Raw genomic sequence first — 26,350 nt, 5'->3', positions numbered from 1 at the left:
GCCCTAGCGCCCCAGCATACGGAAGAACCGTGCCTCGAGGGCAGGATCGTCTTCAAATACGCCGCGACGCACGAGCGTCGTGGTCTTTGTTCCGGGCTTTTGCACGCCGCGCATCGTCATGCACATGTGCTCGGCTTCAACCAGCACAATGGCACCTGCGCAATCAAGATCCTCCATAAGGGCATCGGCGATTTGTGCCGTCAGGCGCTCCTGCAATTGCAGGCGGCGGGCAAATACCTCGACCGTGCGCGCAAGTTTAGACAAGCCCGCCACACGCCCGCGCGGCATGTAGCCGATGGTCACCGTACCGTAAAACGGCAGCATGTGGTGCTCGCACAGCGAGTAGAACATGATGTCGCGCTCGATGACCATACCGGAATCGGAAACCTCAAAGGTCTTGGACAGATGGTCTGCGGCACGTTGGTCCATACCGCCTGCGAGCTCGGCATACATGCGGGCCACACGGTCGGGCGTCTCAACGAGACCCTCGCGCGTGGGGTCCTCGCCAATCCCCTCAAGCAACAGGCGAACCGCCTGCCTTACCTTCTCTTGATCGACCATCTTGGACCTCTCCCCACTTCTGTTCTTCACACGCAGTATGGTAACACTGCCCCGATGGCCTAATTACCGTGTGAGATACGGCTTTAGGCCGAAAGCCTACATGCTGTGCGTGGCGTACACTTCCTCGTCGTTCCACAGGCAAATGGCCTCGGCAGGCGTCTTTCCCGCCGCCAAAGCGGCACGCGTGGCTTGCATGTCGATCAAGCGCTGATTCGACGACCCACGAAAACGTAGCGTGATGTCGTACAGTTCCTGCACGAACGGACCGTCGACCAGGATGTCGATGCACTCCATCAGGCGATCGGTGTACTCGGTATAGTGGCGTCCGCCGGGAACGAGCTCGACATGCCAGGTGTCGCCGGTAAAGCACCAAATCGACTTACCGCTCCCCCGCGGGAACGTCTCTCGCACACGCTCAATGAACTCCACCAAACCCGCCTGGTTCTCGGGCTCCATAGGCTCGCCGCCCAGCAGTGTGAGACCGTCCACGTATGAGGGGCGCATGCTCTCGATAATCTGATCTTCGACCTTACGCGTGAAGGGATTGCCCGCAGCAAAGTTCCACGCTACCTCGTTGAAGCAGTTCTTGCATCCGCGACGACATCCGCTCACGAACAGCACCGTACGCACGCCCTCGCCGTTAGCAATATCGAAATATTTGATCTCAGCGTAGTTCACGACAATCTCCGATCCACACTAATAAGCTTGTTTTTGAGATACAAGGCCGTGCAATATGACCATCTCGCTCGAAGGGTCATATTCGTATATCACATCAAATGGACCCACTGCGCACTTACGCACCTGTAAGCCGAAAGCCTCAATGATTGAAGCGGGCAAATTACGAGACCCGCTCTCGGGAAACATTTCTATCATTTGAAGCGTTAGCCTAAGCCGCTTCTCCATCCTCTTGGAATAAATCGTTGATGCATCATCGAGAAACTGCTCGGTATACCGCAGTCTAGTCACAAGAAGCCACCCGTTCATGCAAAGCTGCGAAGAACGCATCGGTTCCCTCAATATAGCGGCCCTCTGCAATATCAGCTCGGCCGTTGAATATACAAGCCTTAACGCGCTCGGCGTATGCGGCCTCTTCGGCCGCATCTTTCAACCTTTGCTCAAATAGCTCCTCGCTCATGAGAACAAAAGCCGCATTGCCATTCTCCGTGATATGGACAACGTCATTACGTGCGGCGTCCCTCACCTCGCGTTGACGGGTTTTTAGGGCAGCAGAGGAATAGATACTCGCCATACCTCATTCACATCCTTTTTAGATGCCTTTTTAGGTATCTCATATGGTACCAGATTTAGGGATAATCCTCATCATCTTACGTACACAAAGCAGTTGCAGAGTGTGCGCAGGATGGCTGCGACATATATCTCCCGCGCGCAGTTCCGCACGCAAAGGAGAGCCCAGCGGGCTCTCCGTCTTGCGCAGGACTGTTTGAGCACGGGCGATATAAGTCGCAGCCGCGCCCCGTCGGGATCAAATTCTACAGATGCAGCACGCGATCGCGGATCTCTTCGGTACGTCCCTGGTTCCAGAACTGCGTACCGATATAGCCGCAGGTACGACGGGCAACGTTCAGCGTTTCCTGGTTGCGGTTGCCGCACTTGGGGCACTCCCACACCAGCTTGCCGTCGTCCTCGACGATCATGATCTCGCCATCGTAACCGCACTCCTGGCAGTAGTCGCTCTTGGTGTTGAGCTCGGCGTACATGATGTTGTCGTAGATGTACTGCATCACGCGGATAACGGCCTTGAGGTTGTCCTGCATGTTGGGCACCTCGACGTAGGAGATGGCACCGCCGGGGCTCAAGCGCTGGAACTGGCTCTCGAACTTCAGCTTGTCGAAGGCGTCGATCTCCTCGCTCACGTGCACGTGATAGCTGTTGGTGATGTAGCCCTTATCCGTGACGCCCGGGATGATGCCAAAGCGGCGCTGCAGGCACTTGGCGAACTTGTAGGTGGTGGACTCGAGCGGCGTGCCGTACAGCGAGTAGTCGATGTTCTCCGCGGCCTTCCACTCGGCGCACTTGTCGTTCATGTGCTGCATGACGTCCATGGCAAACGGCGTACCCTCGGCAGCGGTGTGCGAGGCGCCGGTCATGTACTTCACGCACTCATAGAGGCCCGCATAGCCGAGCGAAATGGTGGAATAACCGCCGTACAGCAGCTTATCGATGGTCTCGCCCTTGTCCAAGCGAGCCAGCGCACCGTACTGCCACAGAATCGGAGCGGCGTCGGAAAGCGTGCCCAGCAGGCGCTCGTGACGGCAACGCAGAGCGCGATGGCAGAGCTCCAGACGCTCATCGAAGATCTCCCAGAAGCGATCCATGTCCTGATGCGAAGAACAGGCCACATCCACCAAGTTGATGGTCACGACGCCCTGGTTAAAGCGACCGTAGTACTTGGGCTTGCCCGGCTCGTAGTTCTTGGCGCGGGCGATGTTGTCATAACCGTTGCCCGTGCGGTCGGGCGTGAGGAAACTGCGGCAGCCCATGCAGGTGTAGCAATCGCCGTTGCCCGGCTCCTCACCCTTGGAGAGCTTGAGCTCGCGCATCTTCTTCTCAGAGATGTAGTCGGGCACCATGCGCTTGGCAGTGCACTTGGCGGCGAGCTGCGTGAGGTAGAAGTACGGGGAGTCCTCGGTAACGTTATCCTCTTCGAGCACGTAGATGAGCTTGGGGAACGCCGGGGTAATCCACACGCCCGCCTCGTTCTTAACGCCCTCGTAGCGCTGGCGCAGCGTCTCCTCGATGATCATGGCGAGGTCACGCTTCTCCGCCTCGGAACGGGCCTCGTTGAGATACATGAACACGGTCACGAACGGAGCCTGGCCATTCGTGGTCATAAGGGTCACGACCTGGTACTGGATGGTCTGGACGCCGCGGCGGATCTCGTCGCGCAGACGGGTCTCCACGACCTCGGCGACCTTCTCCTCGGGAGCATCGACGCCCAGCTCCTTGAGCTCGGCCTCCACCTGACGGCGAATCTTCTGACGGCTCACCTCGACGAACGGGGCGAGGTGCGTAAGCGAGATGGACTGACCGCCGTACTGGCACGATGCGACCTGCGCGATGATCTGCGTGGCAATGTTGCAGGCGGTCGAGAAGCTGTGGGGGCGCTCGATGAGCGTGCCAGAGATGACCGTGCCGTTCTGCAGCATGTCCTCGAGGTTCACGAGGTCGCAGTTGTGCATATGCTGGGCGAAGTAGTCGGAGTCATGGAAGTGAATGATGCCCTCATTGTGAGCTTCGACGACCTCGGCGGGCAGTAACACGCGCTGCGTGAGGTCCTTGGAAACCTCGCCGGCCATATAGTCGCGCTGCACGGAGTTAACCGTGGGATTCTTGTTGGAGTTCTCCTGCTTGACCTCTTCGTTATTGCACTCGATGAGCGAGAGGATCTTGTCGTCGGTGGTGTTCTTCTGGCGCTTGAGGCTCTGCACGTAACGGTAGATGATGTAGCGACGGGCGACCTCATAGCGATCGAGAGCCATGATCTCGTCCTCGACCATGTCCTGGATCTCCTCAACCGAAACGGTGTGACCGGCGGTCTCGCAACGATCGGCGACGTTCTGAGCGGCATAGACCACCTGGCGCTCGGTGAGACGCTCGTTGTCCTTCACCTCTTCGTTGGCCGCCTTGATGGCGTTGATGATCTTTTGTAAGTCGAATACAACTTCGGATCCGCTGCGTTTAATGATCTTCATGACCCGTCCCTTTCACGAGGCGCAAGCGCGCATGCATACCGTTTTCAGAAAGAAAAGCCCCGTTTTGCGTCACGACACAGCGCGAGAAACCGGGGGCTCAACTGATGTCCGCTCTCTATAATAGAGCATCTTTTGGCCATATCTGGTGATTCTTTTTTACATGCACCACTATATATAGTGTTTTAGCAGGTAGACGTAATGTGCTTATTTTGACGCGCATTCGGAAGGGATGCCGACGCAATGAAAGCGTCTTGCCCCACAACGTCCCGACCAGCAGGTTTGATGACAGCTGGGAAAAAGTGGTCTTGTGGACGCTCCACAAGTTTTCCGCTTACCGTCCGCAAACGGTCAAAACCATTTCATTGAAGCGTACCAAACCACATATTGTGATTGGGGGTACGAGGCACTCAGTACCATCTCCGTTCGACATACCCTCGCCCGAACCACATCTGCTTACACTGCTTTCATTTGACACGGGATTCGAAAAGCGTCGCATATACGCAAGAAAATGTAAAGAAATACAAAAACTTGCGGTCCTGCGACGCTTTTGTTTACCGGAGCGTAAAGTCGAGCATTCCGAAGCGCCTGAAAAAACGCCAAACCTCGCACTTATTGCACGCGAAGAATCGCCTCATCACCTTCACGGTCGATTTGCCAGCGGATCGTGGAAACGGCCTGCAAAAGCTGCGTATCATGCGTGACGAGGACAATCGCGCCCGGAAAGGCGACAAGCGCCCGCTCGAGCGCTTCGATTGAACCCACATCAAGATGATTTGTCGGCTCGTCGAGGATGAGCAGGCACGGGTCTCTCAATAGTTGCTCGGCAATGAGAAGTTTCTTGAGCTCACCCGGGCTGATATTCGATCCTTCACACAGCGCATCGGGATCGGTGTTCAACCCTGCGACCAGTGAAAGCACGCGACCCCGGTCCGCGTTATCAAGCGCACGCAGCCGCTCAAGTGCCGCACGCCGCATGGACCCATCGACTTCCTGCGGAATAAACGCGTATTCAATTTGCTCGGGAACCAGCGCCAGCATATGTCGCAACAGAGTCGTCTTCCCCACGCCGTTTTTGCCCGACAGGCCCACATGGTCGCACGGCTCAATCCAAAGCTCGGGGACATGCAATGTTAATGCGCCGTTTCGCACGTCACGGGCGGGAATGTGCAGCACGGACTTCGACTGCGCGGCATGTCCCGGCAGCACAATCGACGCTTCGTAACGTTTGAGGGTACGGCTTTCCAGCGTTGCTTTCGAGGCACGATCAGCACGACTCGCCATCGCGCTTGCCGCTCTGCCCGCAATTGCATCCTTTGAAGTGACCTTCGCAAGACCAAGACGCCCGCGCGTATCGCTATCGTGCTTATCCACATGCCGAGCACTCAAGCGCGCCTTCGAACGGGCGGCCTCCTCGTTGCGCCTTTGAGCCTCAGCGACAAGCCTGCGCTCTTCACGTCGAGCGTTCTCATGCTTTTTCGCCTGCGCATCCCGCTCGTTGCGCGCCAACTCTGCCACCTTCGAATACCCACCCGGACGCGTCACGATGCGTCCGGCTTCAAACACGACACATTGATCGACCAGCGCATCGAGCAGTGTGCGGTCATGGGAGATCAGAACACCGATCCCCTTGTATGACTTTAATCCCCGCAGTAAGAGCTCGCGCGTCGGCGCGTCGAGGTCATTTGTCGGCTCGTCCAACACAAGAACCTCGGGACGCCGACAAAGTGCGCACGCAATCTGCACGCGCTTCTTTTGACCGCCCGAAAGATGGCCGTAATCCCACATCCACGCCTCGTCTATTTCCAACAAGTTCCGGAGCTGCAGGGCCTCGCGCCCCCAATCGACGGCAAATTCATCGAGGTTATCGGGCGCACGTGACGTGTCCTGCGGACAATAAACGGCGAACAGCCGGGGAAACACCGAGCCGGCATCCGGTACAAGCCGACCTGTGGCAATGAGAGCAAGCGTGCTTTTCCCGCATCCGTTGTCGCCGATGACGCCGGTCCAGCCGGACGGAAACGTTGCATTTACGCGCTCGAGAGCGGGCGTTGCAGCACCTTCGTAGGTGTACGTGATATTGGTAAGGTTCAACTGCATGGTATTCCTCCAAAACGGAGGTCGTAATCGAGGTGCATTGCGACGAACATTTCACATGTGCGCGGAACACGCCACATGACACAAGCCACACCACGGCGGGTCAAACAGAAAACAAACGCGTCCGACAACGAAGCGAACCGATGAACTGTGCATAGACTCCGAACGGCGAAAGGCCTACAAGATGCATAACGATGCGGCACCCGAAACACGACCGAGTGATTACAAGGAAGTTGGTTGCCTAAACGGCATCGTTATTTCTTCATGCACCCGACCTCTCCCGAGGCGTCGCTTGCCAAAGGCTCCGCCGGAACAATGCGACGATTATAGCACCAGATCAAGTGTCCGATCCGCTTTGAGGTGGCAGTTGGTCACCAAGTCGACATTGCGGGCATCGGAGTTGAGATAGAACTGCTCAGCCTGCTCGGGTGTGCTCCCGCCGGCAATCTTGCGGCCAACCAGGCGATCGTGCAAAACCGCGGAATCAACGGAAAGGAAAACGGTAAGATCTGCAAGTTGCGCGAGCTCACGCCAGGGATCGGCATCGAGAAGCAGGTAGTTACCCTCTACGAGCAGCGTCTCCGCCGTGAGCGGGATAGTCTCAGACGAAACGTCGTGAAGCTGGCGAGAATACACGGGCCAACGGTCCCGAGCAATAAGGGCGGAATGAAGTGCGTCGAAATCAAACGTCTCCGGCGCGCCCTTTACAGATGCAAGATGATGCTCCTTAAGCCAGGCGTTCGTGTGGTGAAAGCCATCCATGCCGAGTGCCTGAATCGAGCATCCCGCCGCGCGCACGAGAGCCTCGATGACTTGGACGAGCGTCGACTTTCCCGACCCGGGAGCACCGGCCAGCAGCACGAGCTTCGGACGTGTGCGAACGATATGCTCTACCAGAGGAACAATCTGCTCGTTCATCATCTCTGCGGAATAATGGGCCTCAACGGGAAGGCCGTTCACCATGAGAGAATAGTCGGCTGCCTCCCGAACGACTGCCGATGATTGACTCAGAGCTTTCCCCACACCTGCAATTCCCTGCTCCACGACCTGCCTCCTTGCCCTTGGCGAATGAAGCGAGCTTCCCAAACTATAGTCGACAGCCCGCTTTGCGCTCACGCACGGTAAGATAAAACACGATGAAACGGTAAACAGCCGAGCAAACATCAAACATCGACTAAACCTGATAGGCAACTACGACCCGCAGGAGAAACTATGAAAGAAACGCTTACGTATATCGGAGAACAGCTGCACGCGCTCACCGCCATTGCCAGCCCCACCGGATACACCGCGCACGCAGCAGATTATCTCATGGAAACGCTCACCGATATGGGCTTTGCGCCCGAACGCTCCAACAAGGGAAACGTGCTCGTGTGCATCGGCGGCGAGGGTGACCCGCTCGTGCTCGCCTCGCATATCGACACCCTCGGCGCGATGGTCCGCTCCATCAAGGACAACGGGCGTTTGCGCCCCACCACGCTCGGAGGACACCAGTGGAGCACGGCCGACGGCGAGAACTGCACCATCCACACACGCGACGGGCACGTTTACACGGGTGTGGTGCTCAACACCGAGCCCTCTGCCCACGTCGCAGACGAAGCGGTCGAAATCAAAGAGGAGAACATGGAAATCCTGCTCGACGAAAACGTGTCGAGTAAGGAAGATGTGCTGGCACTCGGCGTGCAGACCGGCGACATTATCGCTATGGACCCGCGCACGGTCATCACGAAGAGCGGCTATATCAAGAGCCGTTTTCTAGACGACAAGCTTTCCGCCGCGATTCTATTGGGCATCGCCCGTGCCGTGCGCGAGGAAGGGCTTGCGCTCAACCGCAAAGTCACGCTCATGTTCACGGTTTACGAGGAGGTCGGTCACGGCGGAGCGGTGGTGCCCGCCGATACGTGCGAGATGATCTCGGTTGATATGGGTTGCGTGGGAGCCGATCTCGGCTGCACCGAGCGCATGGTATCCATCTGCGCAAAGGATTCCGGCGGTCCCTACAACTATGAGCTGGTCGGCAAGCTTGCCGAACGGGCGCGCGAACATGGGCTCGGCTATGCCATAGACGTGTATCCGCATTACGGCTCCGACGTCGAGGCGACCGTTTCCGCTGGATATGATATCCGCCATGGCCTTATCGGACCCGGCGTGTACGCCTCACACAACTACGAGCGCTCCCATCTGGACGGCGTGCGCAACACCTACGAGCTCGTCCGCGCTTATATCACGGATTAGCGCTGCGTCGAGAAAGCCTTCGGAAGACGGCTGCAGTGCATGACGGTTACAGTGCACGACAACAGCACGCCGACGCAGCACGCTGCAACAGTGAGAAAATGCAACGCGCCGCAGTACGCTGCAAAAGTACGCCGCCGCAACGCCCACCGTTATCGCATGGTATTCGGCTCGCAGCTACAACACCCAACCGCCATCGCATCCTTGTTAGAAAGGCGCTGTATGCCCACGCTCTTCATCGACGCCGACGCCTGTCCCGTTACCCGCGAAGCTCTCGCCGGTGCGCGAGCGGCGCGCATCCCATGCGTTATCGCAGGTAATACCACGCAAAACCTCGAACGACGCATCCGTCGGGACGACCCGCGCGACGCCGATCACGCCCGCGGTCGCGACAACACGCACCCTGGATTTTGGGTCGAGGTGCTCGACGTCTCCACCGGTGCCGACAGCGCTGATTTTGCCATCATCGAGTGCCTCGAACCAGGTGACGTCGTGGTGACGCAGGACATCGGGCTGGCGAGCATGGCGCTCGGACGAGGCGCCGCCGCCATCGGCGTGCGCGGACACATCTACGAAAAGGCGACGATCGACATGCAGTTGTTCATTCGCCATGAAGAGAAGAAGGTTCGGCGCGCCGGCGGACGGACAAAGGGACCATCCGCCTTTACCGATGACGACCGCGAGCGCTTCACCCGCAACCTCGCCAAGCTGCTGAAAGATGCGTTGAAAGCCTGGGAGCGAAGCTAGGCCCGCGTATAATCGCGCGCAAAGTCAGAGGTCGCTCGAGGAATAGCCCGGCCCACAGAGCTTCTCCGCCCCCGCTTGAAAAGCTGCAGATCAACCCTGGTATCGAGGCAAAACCTACAGTCCCAATACCAGCAAAACGAGTCCCCACGCGATGGACGCGATCAGCATAAGCGCCACGATGAGGAGATTTTCGCGCGGGCGACGATTGGCGCGGAACAAAACCAGATACCCGATACCCGCCGAGACCAAAAGACCTGCCATGAGCGGGGCAAATCCCAGCACACCCGCAAGATAAAGCTGCGTGATCGCCACGCTCGCCGAACAGTTGGGAATCAGGCCCACCAGCGCCGAAAAAATGACCGTCAGCACCGTGTTGCCACCGAGCATCGCCTCGAGAGCGGGCTCCCCCGCCGTTTCCAGCACGGCGACCAATACGAACGAAACCAAGAAGATGAATACGGCTACCTGCAGTGTATGCGAGCAGGCGCTGCGCACGATCGAGGTGAGCGCGCCGCCCGTGTGCTCGTGGGCGTGACCGTGGCCCGCATGGGAGTGACCGTGGTCATCATGTCCATGCCCGCTGCGAGTGTCGCCATCTTGGGCGGCTCCACGCCCCTCATGCCCCTCGCGTTCATCATCCTCGTCGCATGCAACTCCGACAAGGCCACATGCCGCGCCGTCATCACACCCGCAATGATCCTGCTCGCATAGGCGATGGATGTGCTCAACGCCCGACCCCGCCTCAGCCACGTCGTCCATCAGATCGTCTACCTGGGACAACAAATTGGCAGAAGCGGCAACGGCATCCCGGGATACATCGGAACGCGCCGACCTCGCGCGCAAACGACCGCGCACCGCACGCACGCCGAGGTCGATCAAAAAGCCCGTCACCAGGGCGATAAACACTTTGAGCCCTAGAATCTTGCCCACGGTCCCAGCGTCAACACGCTCGGCAACCAACAGGGGCAGCATCTCATCCGACGTCGAGAGCAGCACGGCGACGAGTGTGCCCAAGGTGACCACGCGTCCTGCATACAGCGTGGCGCCCACCGCGGAAAACCCGCATTGGGGCACGACGCCCGCAAGTGCGCCAACCAGAGGACCCGCCGCCCCGGCCCGCTGCACCATGTCGTTTACACGCTGACCCGCAGCATGCTCCAACGCCTCAAGCAGCAGATACGTTACAAACAAAAACGGCACGAGCGCGAGCGTGTCTTTGCCCGCGTCCAGCACGATATCCATCATCAAATCCATACAGGGGCTTCCCCATCACATCGCATCAAGTTGGGCTACCAGCCCATTCGTACGTTTGTATGTTCCCACTTTAGCCATTGCGAGCCTGCCAACGCCAACGCTCCACAACGTAAACACGCCCCAACACTCGCCCAAGCCCCTATACTTTGATAGGCAAATCGTTACGACAGGAGCACCTATGAACGCCCAACAGGCACTTGAATATTCGATGCAGCCCTTCATCCCCATGTTCATCTACGGGGATTACGACGCCATGGAATCCGAACGTCAACGCGGCGAGGAGGCCCTCAAGGCGCTCATCGATGAATGGAACACCAACGAGAACCCCAACTTCTCGTTCGATACCATCCTCACGCTCGCCGACCAAAACCGCGAGCTGTGCGACCAAATCGGCGAGGCGCGCCTGCGCAATCTTTCGAGCCCACTTCTAGCCCGCAGCCTCTCCGACGCCGACACCTGTACGGGCATCGGCAAGCTGCAACACCGTGCTGCCAGCGCCGTCGCACGCGAGGTCCGTGGAGATCGAGACGCATATTCCGTCGCGTACGTGCGCAAACCTATCAAGGGCACGGTCCTTGGCCTCGACATCGAAACCACGGGAAGGGCTCCCGAGCGCGGCTACATCATCAACGTGGGCTGGGAACTCATGGAGCTCACCAGCGATGCGGTGCCAACCGATGCCGAAGCGCATTACTGCGGCATCCCGGAGATGTATCGCGAAACGGGCGTTCCCCTTGAGAACATCCACCATATCCAGTGGAGCGACCTCGAAGGTCAAACGCCGTTCCGCCAGGACGTGAACTTGCAAAAGACCCTGCTCAAGCTCATGAAAAAGTACCCGTATATGGCGCACAACGCCGCATTTGAAGACTCGTGGTTCATGCTGCATCTCCCCGGCTACGCCGAAGCGCGCAAGGCTGGCAAGATTATCCCCATTGACACGCGTCACATTTGCCGCTCCATCGACGGCGAGGTCCGCACGCTTCCGCGCGAAAGCGCACCGGCCAGCCTCGAGAACTGGGCGCGTCGCCGCGGTACGCTTGCAGGAGGAGAGGTCGAAACGCACCTCGGACTGGACGACACCGACCTCATGCTTCGCACAGTCCAGGCGGAGTTCAACCTCAAAAACATGTTCGCCAGGTAAGTGCCTGCGCGTGACCTTGTGCACAAGAGGTCGTTGCGTGGCACTTAGACAGGCACGCGAATGCCTCGCACGTGGCGTAACGCACCGCACTCGGCATCACAATTAAAATCAACTCAAAAACCGCTGGTTGCCTGCATGCCAGGTGCCGGCGGTTTCTTATAACGGCAAACCAAAAATCTGCCAGTCGTCGCTCCTCTGTGCCGTTTTTAGAAAAAACGTATCCGCTCGACAGTTTTATCTTGACATATGAACATACGCTCATATAATCACAAATAGAAAGTATGAACGTCTGCTCATATGAGAGGAGATTTCAATGGAGAGCACCGAATCCACTGTAACCAACGACCTGCCTGATGAGGAGCTTCTTTACGACCTTGCCGACCTGTTCAAGGTCTTTTCCGATACCACGCGCATCAAGATCCTCTATGCGCTCGTCACCGATGAGCACAGCGTCAACGACATTGCCGAGATAACCGGAACCTCGCAGTCCGCTGTTTCCCACCAGCTGCGCATCCTCAAGCAGGCACATCTCGTCAAGTTCCGTCGCGATGGCCGCACGATCAACTATTCACTCGCCGATGACCACGTCCTCACCATCCTCGATCAGGGCCTTACGCATATCTGCGAGTAACACGGCAAAGACAATCAGGCCCAAAACGACAAACACCCGCCTACAAACGCCAACGCATGTATAACCACGTCAACCTCCCCGAAAGGAACCATCATGCGCAAGTCTTTCAAACTCGATGAAATCGATTGCGCCAACTGCGCCGCAAAACTCGAAAACAAGATCAACCAGCTCCCCGGCGTCACGTCCGCTTCCGTCAACTTCATGTTGCAAAAGCTCACGCTCGAGGCAGATGACGCCTCGTTTGACGACGTGCTCGATTCCGTCGTCAAGCTCGTATCTGACATCGAACCGGACTGTGAAATCCTCCGCTAACCGCCGTCAAAAGGGTGGCATCTATGAACAAGAAACAGAAAAAGTTGCTCAAGCGCATCCTCATGGCTTTGGCGATCTTTTTCGCCATTCTCCTTATCGATGAGACCGGCCTCCTCGTATCGGCTTTCGGTAGCACGGGTGCCGTCTATGCAAGCTTCGCGCTGTATCTCATCCCCTACCTCATCGCAGGTCATGACGTGCTGCGCAAAGCGTGGCACAACATCCGCCGAGGCGACGCCTTCGACGAGAGCTTTCTCATGACGGTGGCGACACTCGGCGCCTTTGCCATGGTCTTGTTCCCCAGCGCCGACCCGCATATGGCCGAAGGTGCGGCCGTCATGCTGTTCTACCAGGTAGGAGAACTGTTTCAAAGTTACGCCGTGGGCAAGAGCCGTAAATCCATCGCGGCGCTCATGGACATCGCGCCAGACTACGCGCACATCGAGCGCGACGGCGAACTCGTCGATGTCGATCCCGCGGAGGTGCCGGTGAATGACATCATCGTAGTCAAACCGGGCGAGCGCGTGCCCATCGATGGAATCGTTATCGAGGGAGCAAGCCAGCTCGACACGTCCGCCCTCACGGGCGAATCCGTCCCCCGTTCCGTCGAAGAAGGCAGCGAAGTCATCTCGGGCTGCGTCAACATGACCGGCGTCCTGCATGTGCGCACCACCAAGCCCTTCGGTCAATCCACCGTCAGCCGCATCCTCGAGCTCGTCGAAAACGCAAGCGAGAAGAAGGCCCGCACGGAGAATTTCATCACGCGCTTCGCCCGCGTCTATACTCCTGCGGTCACCATTTCAGCCGCGATGCTCGCCATCATCCCGCCGCTTGCGGGCCTGGGCGCATGGGACGAGTGGATCTTGCGCGGACTGACGTTCCTCGTGGTCAGCTGCCCCTGTGCGCTGGTAATCTCGGTACCGCTTTCGTTCTTCGGCGGCATTGGCGGAGCGAGCCGCTTGGGCATCCTCATCAAGGGGTCCAACTACCTTGAGGCGCTTTCCAAGGTCGACACCGTGGTATTCGACAAGACAGGTACCCTCACCAACGGCACGTTCGAGGTGGTCGCGGTACATCCCGAGGCCGGCGTCGACGCCGATCGCCTACTGTTCCTCGCCGCTCACGCCGAATCGCTCTCCAACCACCCCATCGCCCGTTCCGTCGTTAACGCGTATGACAACGAGGTCGATCAACAGCTCGTGGCAAACGCCCAAGAGCAGTCGGGACACGGCGTAATAGCCACCATCGAGGGGCGCAAGGTCTTGGTCGGTAACGACAAACTCATGGCAGAACACGGTATTGAGCACCCTTCGTGCAAACTCACGGGGACGATGCTCCACGTTGCGTGCGACGGCGCATACCTCGGCCACATCGTCATCTCCGATACAATCAAAGAGGATGCTGCGCAGGCCATACGCGATCTGCACGCAAGCGGTGTCAAACGCTGCATCATGCTCACCGGCGACCGCGCAGATGTGGCAAACGACGTGGCACAGCGTCTTGGAATCGATGAGGTGCATGCACAGCTTTTGCCGCAGGACAAGGTCAGCAAAGTTGAGGAGCTCCTTGCCAACGCTCAGGGTAATCTCGCCTTCGTGGGCGACGGCATCAACGATGCGCCCGTGCTCACACGAGCGGATGTGGGGATCGCCATGGGCGCTATGGGATCCGACGCCGCCATCGAAGCCGCCGATATCGTGCTCATGGACGACAAGCCGAGCAACATCGCGCGGGCCATCCGCGTTTCACGCAAGACGATGCGCATCGTGTGGCAAAACATCGTCTTCGCCATCGGCGTCAAACTGCTGATCCTCGTTCTCGCGGCCGTCGGCATCGCGGGCATGTGGCTCGCGGTTTTTGGCGACGTGGGCGTGGCGATCATCGCCATTCTCAACGCGATGCGCGCCATGCGCATGGCATAATGGAGAGCTGTCTGCGCCGAATCAACCGCTGGCACAGCGCTAGACGCCGGATGGCACGGAACAAGCAAACCGCTGGCCCCGCGCCCAATCCGAATGCAGTTCGCACTTTTCGTCAATGCGCAAACGAGCACATCCCGTCCCTAGGAGTACGTGTCCATGTCGACCCCGAACCCCGAGAGCACCACGTCTACTGAACCCGAGCGCATGTCTGGCTACGCCAAGTTCTGCGTAGGCCTGCTCACCGCACTCGGATTCTCGCTCGGCTGCTCCGAGTTCATCATCATCGGCATCCAGCCCGAGATCGCCGAGGCCTTCCATGTCTCGCTCGCGCAAACCGGTGTGCTCATGAGCATGTTCTCCATCGTCTACGCCGTGCTCACGCCTCTGTTGGCGCTCACCACGGGTCGATTCTCCCGTCGCACGCTGCTCGTCACGTACTGCGTGCTCTACTGCCTGGGCAATGGCCTGTCGGTGCTCGCCGTCAGCTTTGAAATGCTCCTTGCAGCGCGCCTGCTCATCGGCGGTGTATCAGGAGCCCTCCTCGCCGTAGGCACCACGTTCATTCCCGATGTCGCCGGAATGAACCGCATTTCCTGGTGCGTCTCGCTCATGTACGCCGCGTTCTCCGTAGCGCTCGTCATTTGCACGCCCGTTTGCCACTACATCGCTGCGATGTGGGATTGGCATCTCGCCATGATCGGCACGTTTGCCATGACCGTCATCGTGTGCAGCGCGCTCGTCGCCCTACTCCCGCGCACCGGCGCCACCGACGCGCCCGCCACCGCGCGCGATCAGCTGCCGCTCTTACGCGATCCCCGTATGCTGAGCGGCATGGCGATTTTCTTCTTCGGCGTGGGCTCCATGTATGTATTCTACGGCTACATCACCCCGTACCTCGAGGATTTTCTCGGTATGAGCGCCGTCGAGGCGAGCGGCACCTTGATGGCATATGGCGCCATGTGCTGTATCTCCAACCTGATCTCGGGCTGGGGCGATACGCACTTCGGCCTGAAAACGCTGCTGGTGAGCTTCTCCGTCCAAGGGCTGTTGCTGCTCGCCTTGTGGGCGGTCGGTCCCGCCATGCCATGGGCACTCGGTGTCGTCCTCGCCCTCGGCATCACGATGTATGTGGTGAGCACGCCGTGCGTCTCGATGTTCATGACCACCGCTGCTGAGAAGTACCCTCAGGCACTTACCCTGGCAAGCTCGCTTGAACCCACCTCCTTCAACATCGGTATCGCCTTTGGCACGGCAGTGGGCGGCATGGTCATTTCAGGGCCCGGCATGGGCTATGTGGGCCTGGTCGGCGCGCTGTTCTCCATCCCCGCGCTCATCATCACGGCGCTCGCCGTCAGGATTTCGCAGCGCTAGCACAAGCGCTCAAGCCAGCCTCACATACCCCCATAACGCAGGCCCTCGACGCTTGCGCTCGCACTCATGCTGGAACTTGCCTCCAACACGAGCCTTCGATATCTCCCGCCGCGGACTCCCTCAGCATGAACTTGGCGAGTACAATGGAAGGGTTGAATATCCGCCCTACGTGCAGACGTGGGGAAACGTGAAAGGAAGTACGCATGAGCTGCGAGCATGCAGAAGCCGCCGGCGGACAGTCCACTCCGCAGGAGTTTGAAGAAAACAACCTTTCCGAGGTCAAGCGCGTTATCGCCGTGCTGTCCGGCAAGGGCGGCGTGGGCAAGTCCCTCGTCACCGGCTCCCTCGCCGTCGAGCTGGCACGCGCGAGCCACAAGGTCGGCATCCTCGACGCCGACATCACCGGCCCCTCCGTTCCCAAGATGTTCGGCATGAGTGGACGCCACGCCATGGGCCTGGGCAACTTGCTCCTTCCCGAGATTTCCGAGCGTGGCGTGAAGGTCATGTCCTCCAACCTGCTGCTGCAAAACGAAACCGACCCGGTACTGTGGCGCGGTCCCGTCATCGCGGGTGCCATCCGCCAGTTCTGGAGCGAGACCTCCTGGGGTCCGCTTGACTACCTGCTCGTTGACATGCCTCCGGGAACCGCGGACGTCGCGCTCACGGTCTTCCAGTCCCTGCCGGTCGACGGTATCGTCATCGTCACAAGCCCGCAGGACCTCGTGTCCATGATCGTGTCCAAGGCCGTGAACATGGCCTCCAAGATGGACATCCCTGTGCTTGGCATTGTAGAGAACATGAGCTACCTCGAATGCCCCGACTGCGGTAAGAAAATCGAGGTCTTCGGCAAGAGCAAGCTCGACGAGGTAGCGGCGCAGTACGGCCTCGATATCCTCGACCGTCTGCCCATCAACCCCGACTTCGCCGCCATGTGCGATGCGGGCACCNGTGCGCCCCGTAGGCGACCCCCCCGCCTATGACGTTGTTGTTATCGGCGGTGGGGCCAGCGGCCTCGCCGCCGCCATTTCCGCCGCACGTCAAGAGGCGCGGACATGCGTAATCGAGCGGGACGTCCAATCGGGTCTCTCCATCCTTGCCACTGGCAACGGCCGCTGCAACATCTCCAACGCCACACTCGAACCACGACATTATCGTCACCCCGATGTAGCTGCCCGCGTGCTGGGCATGGCACCTGAACGCGAGATTGCCGAATTTTTCGAATCCCTCGGTCTGATGTTTGCCGAGGAGGGAGAAGGGCGCCTTTACCCTGTTACGCGACGTGCCGAATCCGTACGCGACGTTTTGCTTGCTGCCTGTTCGCGCGCGGGTGTTGAGCTGCATTGCTCCAGCGAGGTAATCCGCGCCGGATATGCCGGCGGGCGCTGGTCGCTTACAATCAGCGAGCCAGCACAACCTCTTTCGTTCAAGCATGCGCAAGACGGAAAAACCGAGCTGCGACGTGCCCGTAAAGCGGCAGCGGAAGCTGCGCGCACTGAGCGCATGCTACGCGCGCAAAGCGTAATCATCGCGAGCGGCGGCACTTCAAACAATCTATGTGACCTATTCAACATTCCGCATATTGAGGCGAATCCGGTCCTCTGCCCTATCGCCTGCGAGCTCGCTTATCCGAACGCCCCCCAACTTTCCGCACTCGATGGGCTGCGCGTGGAGGCAACACTGGCACTCGTCCGTAAAGGCGCCGTCGTCGCCTATGAGGAGGGCGAGGTGCTTTTCCGACCTTATGGCATTTCTGGCATTGCGGCCTTCAACCTCTCCCGAAAAATCGAGCCGAACGATTCCATCCAACTCGACCTCTTCCCCGCACTCAATGACGCACAGCTTCACCAGCTACTCATTGAGCGTGAGAAACTGCTCGGCCCCTTCGAGGACGATCCTGCGTGGTTTGACGGCTTGCTTGCCCGTCCGCTCGCGCGCGTCGTGTGTGAACTGCTCAGGCCTGCGAACAAACCGCTTGTCTCATGCGCCTCGCTGCTCCATCGCCTTACGTTGCATGTAACCGGTACGACCGAACATGCACAGGCGCAAGTGCAGCGCGGAGGCATCCCCTTCGAGGTCGTCGATCTCGATTCGCTCGCGTTGCTCCACCATGAGGCGCTCTTCGCCTGTGGCGAGGCACTCGATATGGATGCCGATTGCGGAGGCTACAACCTCGCATGGGCCTGGATTTCCGGCATGTGCGCAGGCAACGCTGCGGCATCCGCGCTCGCCCATCGCGCCTAGGGAGGAAATCATGCTCGAAATAACCGAAATTCCCTGCACGCTCAAACGCGGAGCAACGGAAACAGGTTGTCTTGATAGCGCCGTGCGCGCGATTTGTCCCCTCTTGGGAATTGAACCCGACGATATCGTCCACATCGCTCTGCGGCGCAAATCCATCGATGCCCGCAAAAAGACCAATGTCCATTTCATGTTGAGCGTACGCGTCGAACTTGAACCCTCGATCGACGAGCTTGAACTCCTTGAACACGTTGACCCACGTGAATGCCGTCGCGTACGCGCGGTCGATCCTAACGAGATGGAGTTCCCCCCGCGTGTCGCTCCCGCCATCAATCCACGTCCTCGACCCGTCGTCGTGGGCGCGGGGTGTGCCGGGCTCTTTGCCGCCCTCACCCTGGCAGAAGCGGGACTCAGCCCGTTGCTCATCGAGCAGGGCGACGATGCCACGCGCCGAGCCCACGCAGTCGAGCAGTTCAATCGTACGGGCAAGCTCGACCCCCTGAGCAACATTCAATTTGGACTGGGCGGCGCCGGCACGTTTTCGGACGGCAAGCTTAACACGGGCACCAAGAACCCCGCACATCGCCTCGTTCTCCAGACGTTTGTCGATGCGGGCGCCCCGCGCGATATCCTCTGGGACTCCAAACCGCACATCGGCTCGGATATCCTGCCCGAGGTCGTTACCAACATCGTCTCTCGCATCGAATCACTCGGTGGAGAAGTTCGCTTTCGCACGCGCTTGACGCACATCGAGCGAGACAATCAAGGCGCCATCAAATCCATCCTCATCGAGCACGAGGGACATGAGGAGCGTCTTGAAACCCATGAGGTCATCCTTGCCTGCGGGCATTCTGCACGGCCCGTATTCGAGCTCCTGCAGCGTCAGGACATCATGCTGGCGCGAAAGACGTTCGCTATGGGCGTACGCATCGAGCATCTGCAGGCAGATATCGACCGCGCGCTCTATGGAACCGCTGCGAGCCATCCCGCGTTAGGAGCGGCCCCCTACAGCCTGGTTGCGCATCTGCCTAATGGACGCAGCCTGTTTAGCTTCTGCATGTGCCCGGGAGGAGAAGTGGTCGCCGCGGCGTCCGAGCCCGGCGGCGTAGTCACCAATGGTGCAAGCCTCAATGCACGCGCTGGCCGTAACGCAAATGCCGCACTTCTCGTCAACATCACCGAAGACGATCTTCCCGGCACCGATCCACTTGAAGGCTTACGCCTGCAACGCGCCTGTGAAGAAGCGGCCTTTGAGCTGGGAGGTGGCGAGTACCGCGCCCCCGCTCAACTACTCGGCGACTTCCTCAAAAAACGCCCCAGTACTGGCGCGGGACGCATCAAACCCACCTATCCGTGTGACGTCACGTGGACGGAACTCGACAGCACGCTGCCGCCCCACGTCATCGAGACGCTGCGCGCGGGCATACCGTTGCTCGACCGTAAGCTTCGCGGCTACAACGACCCCGAGGCGGTCCTCACAGGCGTAGAAACCCGCTCCAGCTCGCCTGTTACCATCGTGCGCGACCGCAGCACGTGCGTCTCCGTTAATACCCCGGGTCTCTATCCATGCGGAGAGGGCGCGGGCTATGCGGGCGGCATCATGAGCGCCGCAGCCGACGGCATCCGTTGCGCAACCGCAGTCATTGAGCAGATGACCAGCTGATAAACGCCCTTAATTGCGAGGCAGCACATATCTCTCCGTGCTCAGGCAGTCCTTCTCGCGACGAAGGCGCCACTGGCGCCTTCTGTTCGTGCGGAACTGCGCGTGGAGCGATATGTGCCCCGAACAAAGAATCGACTGTTCAACAAACGCGCTCAAACGATATGCATCTCAAACAAAGGAACGGCAATCAACGGCCTTCACACAGACGCATGTTACAAGCAAGCCGCATCATTTGAAATTTCGTGCGCTTGAAACACGTTTTGTGCCTGATCATTTTCATTCAAAAAACCGGACTGCTTGAGCACGGAGTGATATGCGCCCGCGCCCTGTAACACTTAGCAAACTTGCCCATATGCACAAAGCGAACGGCGCCGCAATACGACAAACCTAGTGCTTCATGTGCGGCGTAAAACCCTTGCGTTGGCGCGAGCCGGCGAACTTCGAGCCCTTGCGCGCATCCCTGCGCAACGCCTCAATAACGTCACTCTCACTCGTTCCCTCGAGCATGGCTTTGAGACTCACCACCGCATCGCGCAGACGCGCTGCCTCTTCAAAGTCCATCGCCTCCGAAGCGGTGCGCATGTCGTCTTCCATGGTTGCGATAATGCGCGCAACCTCGTCGCGAGGCAGATCCGCCAATTCAGCTGCAAGGCGCTCGCCCGTCGAGCGAGCGTCATCCGCCGCGCCTTCCTCGCCTTCAGATCCCGCAGGTGAATAGAACGCGCCATGGCCGAGCGAGTCGCCACGCGAACGGCTCTTCTTACCCACGTTGTCCTCGGCCTCGGCGATGAAGCTCGAGATGTCGTTGATTGCCTTGCGTACCGTCTTTGGTTCGATGCCGTGATCCTCGTTGAACTTCATCTGAATGGCGCGACGACGGTTCGTCTCGTCAATCGCCTCGCGCATGGAATCCGTAATACGATCGGCATACATGATGACTTCGCCCTCGGCGTTACGGGCCGCACGACCGATCGTCTGGATGAGCGAACGGCGATTGCGTAGAAAACCTTCTTTGTCGGCATCGAGAATCGCCACAAGCGAAACCTCAGGCAGGTCCAGACCCTCGCGAAGCAGGTTGATACCAACAAGTACGTCGATCTTGCCCTGGCGCAAGTCGCGCAGGATGTCGACGCGATCCATCGTCGCGGTGTCGGAATGCATGTAATTCACGCGAATGCCCGCATCGAGCAGGTGATCCGTCAGGTCCTCCGCCATGCGCTTGGTCAGCGTCGTAACCAGCACGCGTTCTTTCTTCGCCACGCGTGAACGAATCTCGTCCAGCAGGTCGTCAATCTGCCCGCGAACCGGACGCACATCGATCTTGGGATCGAGCAGACCGGTCGGACGAATGATTTGCTCAACGTTGTTCTCGCTCACGCGCAACTCGTAATCGCCCGGCGTCGCGCTCACGTAAATGAACTGCGGAATGCGCGCCTCAAACTCATCGAAACGCAGGGGGCGATTATCGAGCGCACTCGGCAGACGGAATCCGTGCTCAACGAGTGTCACCTTACGTGAACGGTCGCCTTCATGCATGCCGCGAATCTGCGGCACCGTCACATGACTCTCGTCGATGATGCACAACATATCCTTGGGGAAATAATCGATAAGCGTGAACGGCGGCTCTCCCGGTTTACGGCCATCCAAGTGACGCGAATAGTTCTCGATGCCCGTGGTAAAGCCCATCGTCTCGAGCATTTCCAGGTCATAGCTCGTCCGTTGTTCAAGACGCTGCGCTTCAAGCAGCTTATCGGAGGCCTTGAGCTCGGCCACACGCTCCTCAAGTTCCTCTTCAATCGTCTGTAAAGCGGCCGTGACCTTGGGTTTTTCCGTAACATAGTGCGACGCCGGCCACACGGGGATCGCGTCGTACTCGCGAAGCATCTCACCTGTAACCTCATCGATCTCGGCAATGAGCTCAACCTCATCGCCGAAGAACTCGAATCGCAGCGGATGCTCCGCATACGGAGGGTACACATCAACCACGTCTCCGCGCACGCGGAACGTACCGCGTGCAAGGTCGTAGTCATTGCGATCGTATTGGATATCGATGAGCGCATGAATGAACTCGTCGCGTTCTAGCGGCACTTTCTTGTCAACGTTTGGAGCCAGTCCCGCGTAATCCTCGGGCGAACCGATGCCGTAAATGCAACTCACTGAGGCAACCACGATCACGTCCCGTCGCGAGAGCAGCGAAGCAGTTGCCTGATGGCGAAGCATTTCAACTTCCTCGTTAATCGAGGAGTCCTTTTCGATGTACGTATCACTCGAAGGAACGTAGGCTTCGGGCTGATAGTAGTCGTAATAGGACACGAAATACACGACCGCGTTATTCGGAAAGAATTCTTTGAGCTCGCTGGCGAGCTGAGCGGCGAGTGTTTTATTGGGCGCCATGACAAGCGTGGGCTTACCCAACGCTTCAATGGTTTTTGCCATGGTGAATGTTTTGCCGGAGCCCGTCACACCTAACAGAACCTGATATCGATCGCCGTTCTCTACGCCCTTTACCAGCGATTCGATAGCCTCAGGCTGATCTCCGGACGGCTCAAAAGGTGAAACGACCTCAAAAGGTGCGGTTTTGCCCGACACACCAAAACGCTTGAGCTCTCCGCCCACACGCTCAACTTCAATTTCCGCCATAGCGCACCATCCCGCTCGCGCATCCACGCATTTTGATTTCAGGCCGAAGAAGCAAATCCAACAACACTGAAAAAAACGTACATATGTTCTGAATATTTTATTCTACGCAATCAGACCCGCACTGTCTAGGGCAATGCGCTACATGGATGCAAAAGCCTCCGGATACAACTCGCGGTATCGTGACTGTGCCATGTTCACACGCACGAGATACGCCTGTGTCTCGGGAAACGCTATCACCTTATGCAACGCGTCCCCCTCCTGCGTCCATGTCTCAACGTTTCCCATGCCGGCATTATAAGCGGCAATCGCCTTATCGGTCGCACCGTTGAAATAAGACAGCAAGAACGAAAGGTATGCGCAGCCAAACTCGATATTGGTTTCAGGATCCCGCAGGTTATCGGCAGAATAAACCGTGCCATCTATGTAACCTTTGACAACGATATCCTGGGCAGTTTCTGGCATAAGCTGCATCAAACCAAGCGCCCCGCGCTCAGACTCCGCCTCTGAATCCCAGCCAGACTCGGTCCGAATGATTGCAGCAACAAGATACGGATCCACACCATATTTGCTCGCAGCTTCGGTGATTTTTTCCTCATGCTCAAGCGGGTACCACGCCTTGAACAACAGCGAAGGCCCAAAAGAGTACACATAGGAAATCACACCGAAAAGCAAAACAACAGCGAGGGGCAAGACGCGAAACCACGTCAAAAATTTCACGCGTCTATTCATACTCACCTCCACTTGTTGATTGAATTAAGCCATGTTCCGCCAAAAGATTATCGAGGGCGCCAAACAGCGCATCATTATCGCCCTCATTGGGAATCACGCGCGAGGCAAGAGCACAAAGCTCTTCCTCAGAGGGCTGAACTGAAGCACGTGCATCAAAGTCCTCAGGTGACATGCCGCGAGAAATGGCTCGTTTTCGACGCACATCCAAAGACGCAGTGATGGCAATAACTTCATCTGCCAGCCCAAAAGCCTCGGTGAATTGCGCAGCAACGGACACTTCTACAACCGTAAACTCATGCGACGGAACAAACGCACCACAGCAGGGAGAAGGAGAAAGAATGCGCGTTAGGTGTTCAAGAAGAACGGGATAAACAAGTACGTTGAGACGCTTCGTCTGCTCAGAACAGGCAAAAGCACGTTTTGCGAGCACAGGAAAACGTACGGATCCAGACTCATCAAGCACGTCCCAACCAAACTCATCAGCAATCGAAGCAACAAGGTCGGAACCAGGTATATACAGGTCTTTTACCATTGCATCAAGATCAATACGATAAGCGCCCCTTGACTCAAGATATCGCGCGGCAGTCGATTTACCAGAGGCAATGTTGCCAATGAGAAAGATCGTAAACATTGCACTCCGTTTCAAAAAAGACAGACCAACCTACGAAACGACAATTGTAGTCCCAATGTCATGCAGAGTTATGGAGCGAAGAAGTATCCACAAGATACGAAGGGTCGTTGAGAGTAACTCGCTTCAGGTGCCATTTGCAGGCTAAGTCAATAGACGATTAATTTGATTGCAATGAGAATGAACAGGAAGAAAGAACGCGATGTCCCGACTCAGGGAGAATGGGGGGCGACGCGGGTTATAGAAGAGAATACCCGCTCAATGCAGGAGCCACCCGAAAAGAATAACCCCGATCTATCGCAGATCGAGGCATGAAAGAAGGACCGTGCAAACACAAGGAGGGCCCCGGCCGAGACTCGGCCGGGGCCCTCCCCCGCGTCGGGACATGACGCNGGCGGGACGCCGTATCCATGAACTTGAACAAATGTCTGGGTGTCGCACACCGTCACCCGGAACTGGCCGGGCGGCGGTCTTGTCGTTGCAACTTACTCTTTTCAGATTTTGCAGATTGGAAGATTGCTTCGTTCTCGCAATCAAAAAGAAGAATCGATCAGATCGTTTCAAATAGATCCGTCTGTCGCTATGCGGCTCTCAAGGTACGCGGGGTGGACCCCGGGGACCGGACACGCGAAGGGACCTCGGAGGGACGCTGAAACATCGGCACACCTGCCGTAACTTCTTGTGAGATATGTTCTCTGTTGCCTTCTGAAAGCCTTATGCTCCCTAGAAAGGAGGTGATCCAGCCGCACGTTCCCGTACGGCTACCTTGTTACGACTTCACCCCCCTCGCCCTCCACACCTTAGGCGCCTCCCCCCTTGCGGTTGGGCCGGCGACTTCGGGTGCAGACGACTCGGGTGGTGTGACGGGCGGTGTGTACAAGGCCCGGGAACGCATTCACCGCGGCATGCTGATCCGCGATTACTAGCAACTCCGACTTCACGGGGGCGGGTTGCAGCCCCCGATCCGAACTGGGGCCGGCTTTGTGGGATCCGCTCCGGCTCGCGCCATCGCATCCCGCTGTACCGGCCATTGTAGCACGTGTGCAGCCCAGGGCATAAGGGGCATGATGACTTGACGTCGTCCCCGCCCTCCTCCGGATTGACTCCGGCGGTCCCGCATGGGTGCCCAGCTTCACCTGCTGGCAACATGCGGCGGGGGTTGCGCTCGTTGCTGGACTTAACCAAACATCTCACGACACGAGCTGACGACAGCCATGCACCACCTGTGACCGCTCCTTCCGGCCCCCGGGTCTCCCCGGGCTCACGGTCATGTCAAGCCCTGGTAAGGTTCTTCGCGTTGCTTCGAATTAAGCCACATGCTCCGCTGCTTGTGCGGGCCCCCGTCAATTCCTTTGAGTTTTAGCCTTGCGGCCGTACTCCCCAGGCGGGACGCTTAATGCGTTGGCTTCGGCACGGGGGGACGGTTCCCCCCACACCTAGCGTCCATCGTTTACGGCTGGGACTACCAGGGTATCTAATCCTGTTCGCTCCCCCAGCTTTCGCGCCTCAGCGTCGGTGCCGGCCCAGAGGGCCGCCTTCGCCACCGGTGTTCCACCCGATATCTGCGCATTCCACCGCTACACCGGGTGTTCCACCCTCCCCTGCCGGACCCGAGCCGGGCGGTTCCGGGGGCGGGCGGGGGTTGAGCCCCCGCATTTGACCCCCGGCCCTCCCGGCCGCCTACGCGCTCTTTACGCCCAATGAATCCGGATAACGCTCGCCCCCTACGTATTACCGCGGCTGCTGGCACGTAGTTAGCCGGGGCTTCTTCTGCAGGTACCGTCTTGTCTCATCCCTGCTGAAAGCGGTTTACGACCCGAAGGCCTCCATCCCGCACGCGGCGTCGCTGCGTCAGGGTTCCCCCCATTGCGCAAGATTCCCCACTGCTGCCTCCCGTAGGAGTCTGGGCCGTGTCTCAGTCCCAATCTGGCCGGTCGGTCTCTCAACCCGGCTACCCGTCGTCGGCACGGTGGGCCGTCACCCCGCCGTCTACCTGATGGGCCGCGGAGCCATCCCCTCCCGTCTGGGCTTTCCCCGCGCGTCCATGCGGACGTGCGGGCGCATCCGGTATTACCCTCGGTTTCCCGAGGCTATCCCGGAGGAGGGGGCGGGTTCTCCACGTGTTACTCAGCCGTTCGCCACTCGCTTCCGCCCGAGGGCGGGTGCCGTTCGACTTGCATGTGTTAGGCGCGCCGCCAGCGTTCATCCTGAGCCAGGATCGAACTCTCCGTCCAATGAGGGACCCGGGGGGTCCCAATCGGCACGGTGTGCCCGTTCCGGCCAGCGATCATCGCCGATCGGATTCAGTTTCGCGTTTCTTCTAGTCTGGAGTAAAGGTGAATTGAACGGGGCCTGACGTATGATTATCAGACCTTACGCTCGACTCTTCGATACATTCGACTGCTGGCTCCATCCCATCGGATGGGCCTGCCTCTCTCTTCCGTCTCTTCGCGGTATCCGGTTCTCAAGGTACC

19 protein-coding genes, 1 rRNA gene and 1 pseudogene are annotated in these 26,350 nt (G+C 58.5%); 10 read left to right on the top strand and 11 right to left on the bottom strand.

Features of this window, described 5'->3' with window-relative positions:
* Window positions 1–3 precede the first annotated feature (3 nt).
* The 6 genes from folE to C1711_RS00105 all read right to left on the bottom strand — a co-directional run bounded on the left by folE (window position 4) and on the right by C1711_RS00105 (window position 7,412).
* Entirely contained in the window at window positions 4–561 is a 558-nt protein-coding gene (gene folE, locus C1711_RS00135) for a GTP cyclohydrolase I FolE (protein WP_102337249.1), read from the bottom strand.
* A gap of 96 nt (window positions 562–657) precedes the next feature.
* Entirely contained in the window at window positions 658–1,239 is a 582-nt protein-coding gene (gene nrdG / locus C1711_RS00130) for an anaerobic ribonucleoside-triphosphate reductase activating protein (protein ID WP_102337248.1), read from the bottom strand.
* Window positions 1,240–1,519: 280 nt separating this feature from the next.
* Complete coding sequence (locus tag C1711_RS00120) at window positions 1,520–1,810, bottom strand: hypothetical protein (RefSeq protein WP_102337246.1); 291 nt, start codon at window positions 1,808–1,810, stop codon at window positions 1,520–1,522.
* Window positions 1,811–2,051: 241 nt separating this feature from the next.
* Entirely contained in the window at window positions 2,052–4,274 is a 2,223-nt protein-coding gene (nrdD, locus tag C1711_RS00115; RefSeq protein ID WP_102337245.1) for an anaerobic ribonucleoside-triphosphate reductase, read from the bottom strand.
* Window positions 4,275–4,883: 609 nt separating this feature from the next.
* Window positions 4,884–6,371, bottom strand: a complete 1,488-nt coding sequence (locus tag C1711_RS00110) for an ATP-binding cassette domain-containing protein (RefSeq protein ID WP_102337244.1) — start codon at window positions 6,369–6,371, stop codon at window positions 4,884–4,886.
* A gap of 321 nt (window positions 6,372–6,692) precedes the next feature.
* Window positions 6,693–7,412 (bottom strand): nucleoside/nucleotide kinase family protein, encoded by a 720-nt coding sequence (locus C1711_RS00105; protein WP_102337243.1) that lies wholly within the window; start codon window positions 7,410–7,412, stop codon window positions 6,693–6,695.
* A 168-nt stretch (window positions 7,413–7,580) separates the two neighbouring features.
* Here C1711_RS00105 and C1711_RS00100 point away from each other — a divergent pair, with 168 nt between their 5' ends.
* Complete coding sequence (locus tag C1711_RS00100) at window positions 7,581–8,600, top strand: M42 family metallopeptidase (protein WP_102337242.1); 1,020 nt, start codon at window positions 7,581–7,583, stop codon at window positions 8,598–8,600.
* Between the two features lie 219 nt (window positions 8,601–8,819).
* Window positions 8,820–9,344 (top strand): YaiI/YqxD family protein, encoded by a 525-nt coding sequence (locus tag C1711_RS00095; RefSeq protein WP_102337241.1) that lies wholly within the window; start codon window positions 8,820–8,822, stop codon window positions 9,342–9,344.
* Between the two features lie 114 nt (window positions 9,345–9,458).
* Here C1711_RS00095 and C1711_RS00090 read toward each other — a convergent pair whose 3' ends face one another.
* Window positions 9,459–10,598 carry a putative manganese transporter gene (locus tag C1711_RS00090; protein ID WP_102337240.1) on the bottom strand — a complete coding sequence of 380 codons (1,140 nt, stop codon included), beginning with the start codon at window positions 10,596–10,598 and terminating at the stop codon, window positions 9,459–9,461.
* 178 nt (window positions 10,599–10,776) lie between these two features.
* Here C1711_RS00090 and C1711_RS00085 point away from each other — a divergent pair, with 178 nt between their 5' ends.
* From C1711_RS00085 to C1711_RS00050, 8 genes and pseudogenes are all read left to right on the top strand, one after another.
* Window positions 10,777–11,742, top strand: a complete 966-nt coding sequence (locus tag C1711_RS00085) for a 3'-5' exonuclease (protein ID WP_102337239.1) — start codon at window positions 10,777–10,779, stop codon at window positions 11,740–11,742.
* A 313-nt stretch (window positions 11,743–12,055) separates the two neighbouring features.
* Window positions 12,056–12,373, top strand: a complete 318-nt coding sequence (locus C1711_RS00080) for an ArsR/SmtB family transcription factor (RefSeq protein WP_102337238.1) — start codon at window positions 12,056–12,058, stop codon at window positions 12,371–12,373.
* 93 nt (window positions 12,374–12,466) lie between these two features.
* Window positions 12,467–12,685, top strand: coding sequence for a cation transporter (locus C1711_RS00075; protein ID WP_102337237.1), 219 nt, complete (start codon window positions 12,467–12,469; stop codon window positions 12,683–12,685).
* A gap of 23 nt (window positions 12,686–12,708) precedes the next feature.
* Window positions 12,709–14,607 (top strand): heavy metal translocating P-type ATPase, encoded by a 1,899-nt coding sequence (locus C1711_RS00070; protein WP_102337236.1) that lies wholly within the window; start codon window positions 12,709–12,711, stop codon window positions 14,605–14,607.
* A 156-nt stretch (window positions 14,608–14,763) separates the two neighbouring features.
* Window positions 14,764–15,978 (top strand): MFS transporter, encoded by a 1,215-nt coding sequence (locus tag C1711_RS00065; RefSeq protein ID WP_102337235.1) that lies wholly within the window; start codon window positions 14,764–14,766, stop codon window positions 15,976–15,978.
* A 203-nt stretch (window positions 15,979–16,181) separates the two neighbouring features.
* Window positions 16,182–16,922 (top strand): annotated as a pseudogene (locus tag C1711_RS00060) (P-loop NTPase); the annotation flags it as partial.
* 4 nt (window positions 16,923–16,926) lie between these two features.
* The gene (locus C1711_RS00055; protein ID WP_234346113.1) at window positions 16,927–18,219 is read left to right on the top strand and encodes an NAD(P)/FAD-dependent oxidoreductase; all 1,293 of its coding nucleotides are present in this window, start codon (window positions 16,927–16,929) and stop codon (window positions 18,217–18,219) included.
* A gap of 10 nt (window positions 18,220–18,229) precedes the next feature.
* Window positions 18,230–19,879, top strand: a complete 1,650-nt coding sequence (locus C1711_RS00050; RefSeq protein WP_102337233.1) for an NAD(P)/FAD-dependent oxidoreductase — start codon at window positions 18,230–18,232, stop codon at window positions 19,877–19,879.
* 387 nt (window positions 19,880–20,266) lie between these two features.
* Here the strand turns inward: C1711_RS00050 and uvrB are convergent, their stop codons facing one another.
* The 4 genes from uvrB to C1711_RS00030 all read right to left on the bottom strand — a co-directional run bounded on the left by uvrB (window position 20,267) and on the right by C1711_RS00030 (window position 26,110).
* Entirely contained in the window at window positions 20,267–22,519 is a 2,253-nt protein-coding gene (gene uvrB, locus C1711_RS00045; RefSeq protein WP_102337232.1) for an excinuclease ABC subunit UvrB, read from the bottom strand.
* A 138-nt stretch (window positions 22,520–22,657) separates the two neighbouring features.
* Window positions 22,658–23,248, bottom strand: coding sequence for a lytic transglycosylase domain-containing protein (locus C1711_RS00040; protein ID WP_102337231.1), 591 nt, complete (start codon window positions 23,246–23,248; stop codon window positions 22,658–22,660).
* On the bottom strand, window positions 23,241–23,879 hold the full coding sequence (gene coaE / locus C1711_RS00035) for a dephospho-CoA kinase (RefSeq protein ID WP_102337230.1): 639 nt from the start codon (window positions 23,877–23,879) through the stop codon (window positions 23,241–23,243). The genes C1711_RS00040 and coaE overlap by 8 nt, the downstream gene beginning before the upstream one ends.
* Before the next feature lie 724 nt (window positions 23,880–24,603).
* Window positions 24,604–26,110: ribosomal RNA gene (locus C1711_RS00030) — 16S ribosomal RNA — on the bottom strand.
* Window positions 26,111–26,350: the final 240 nt, after the last annotated feature.

The sequence above is a fragment of the Collinsella provencensis genome (assembly GCF_900199705.1).
GTDB lineage: Bacteria > Actinomycetota > Coriobacteriia > Coriobacteriales > Coriobacteriaceae > Collinsella > Collinsella provencensis.
This window is presented reverse-complemented; position numbering and strand designations above follow the sequence as displayed.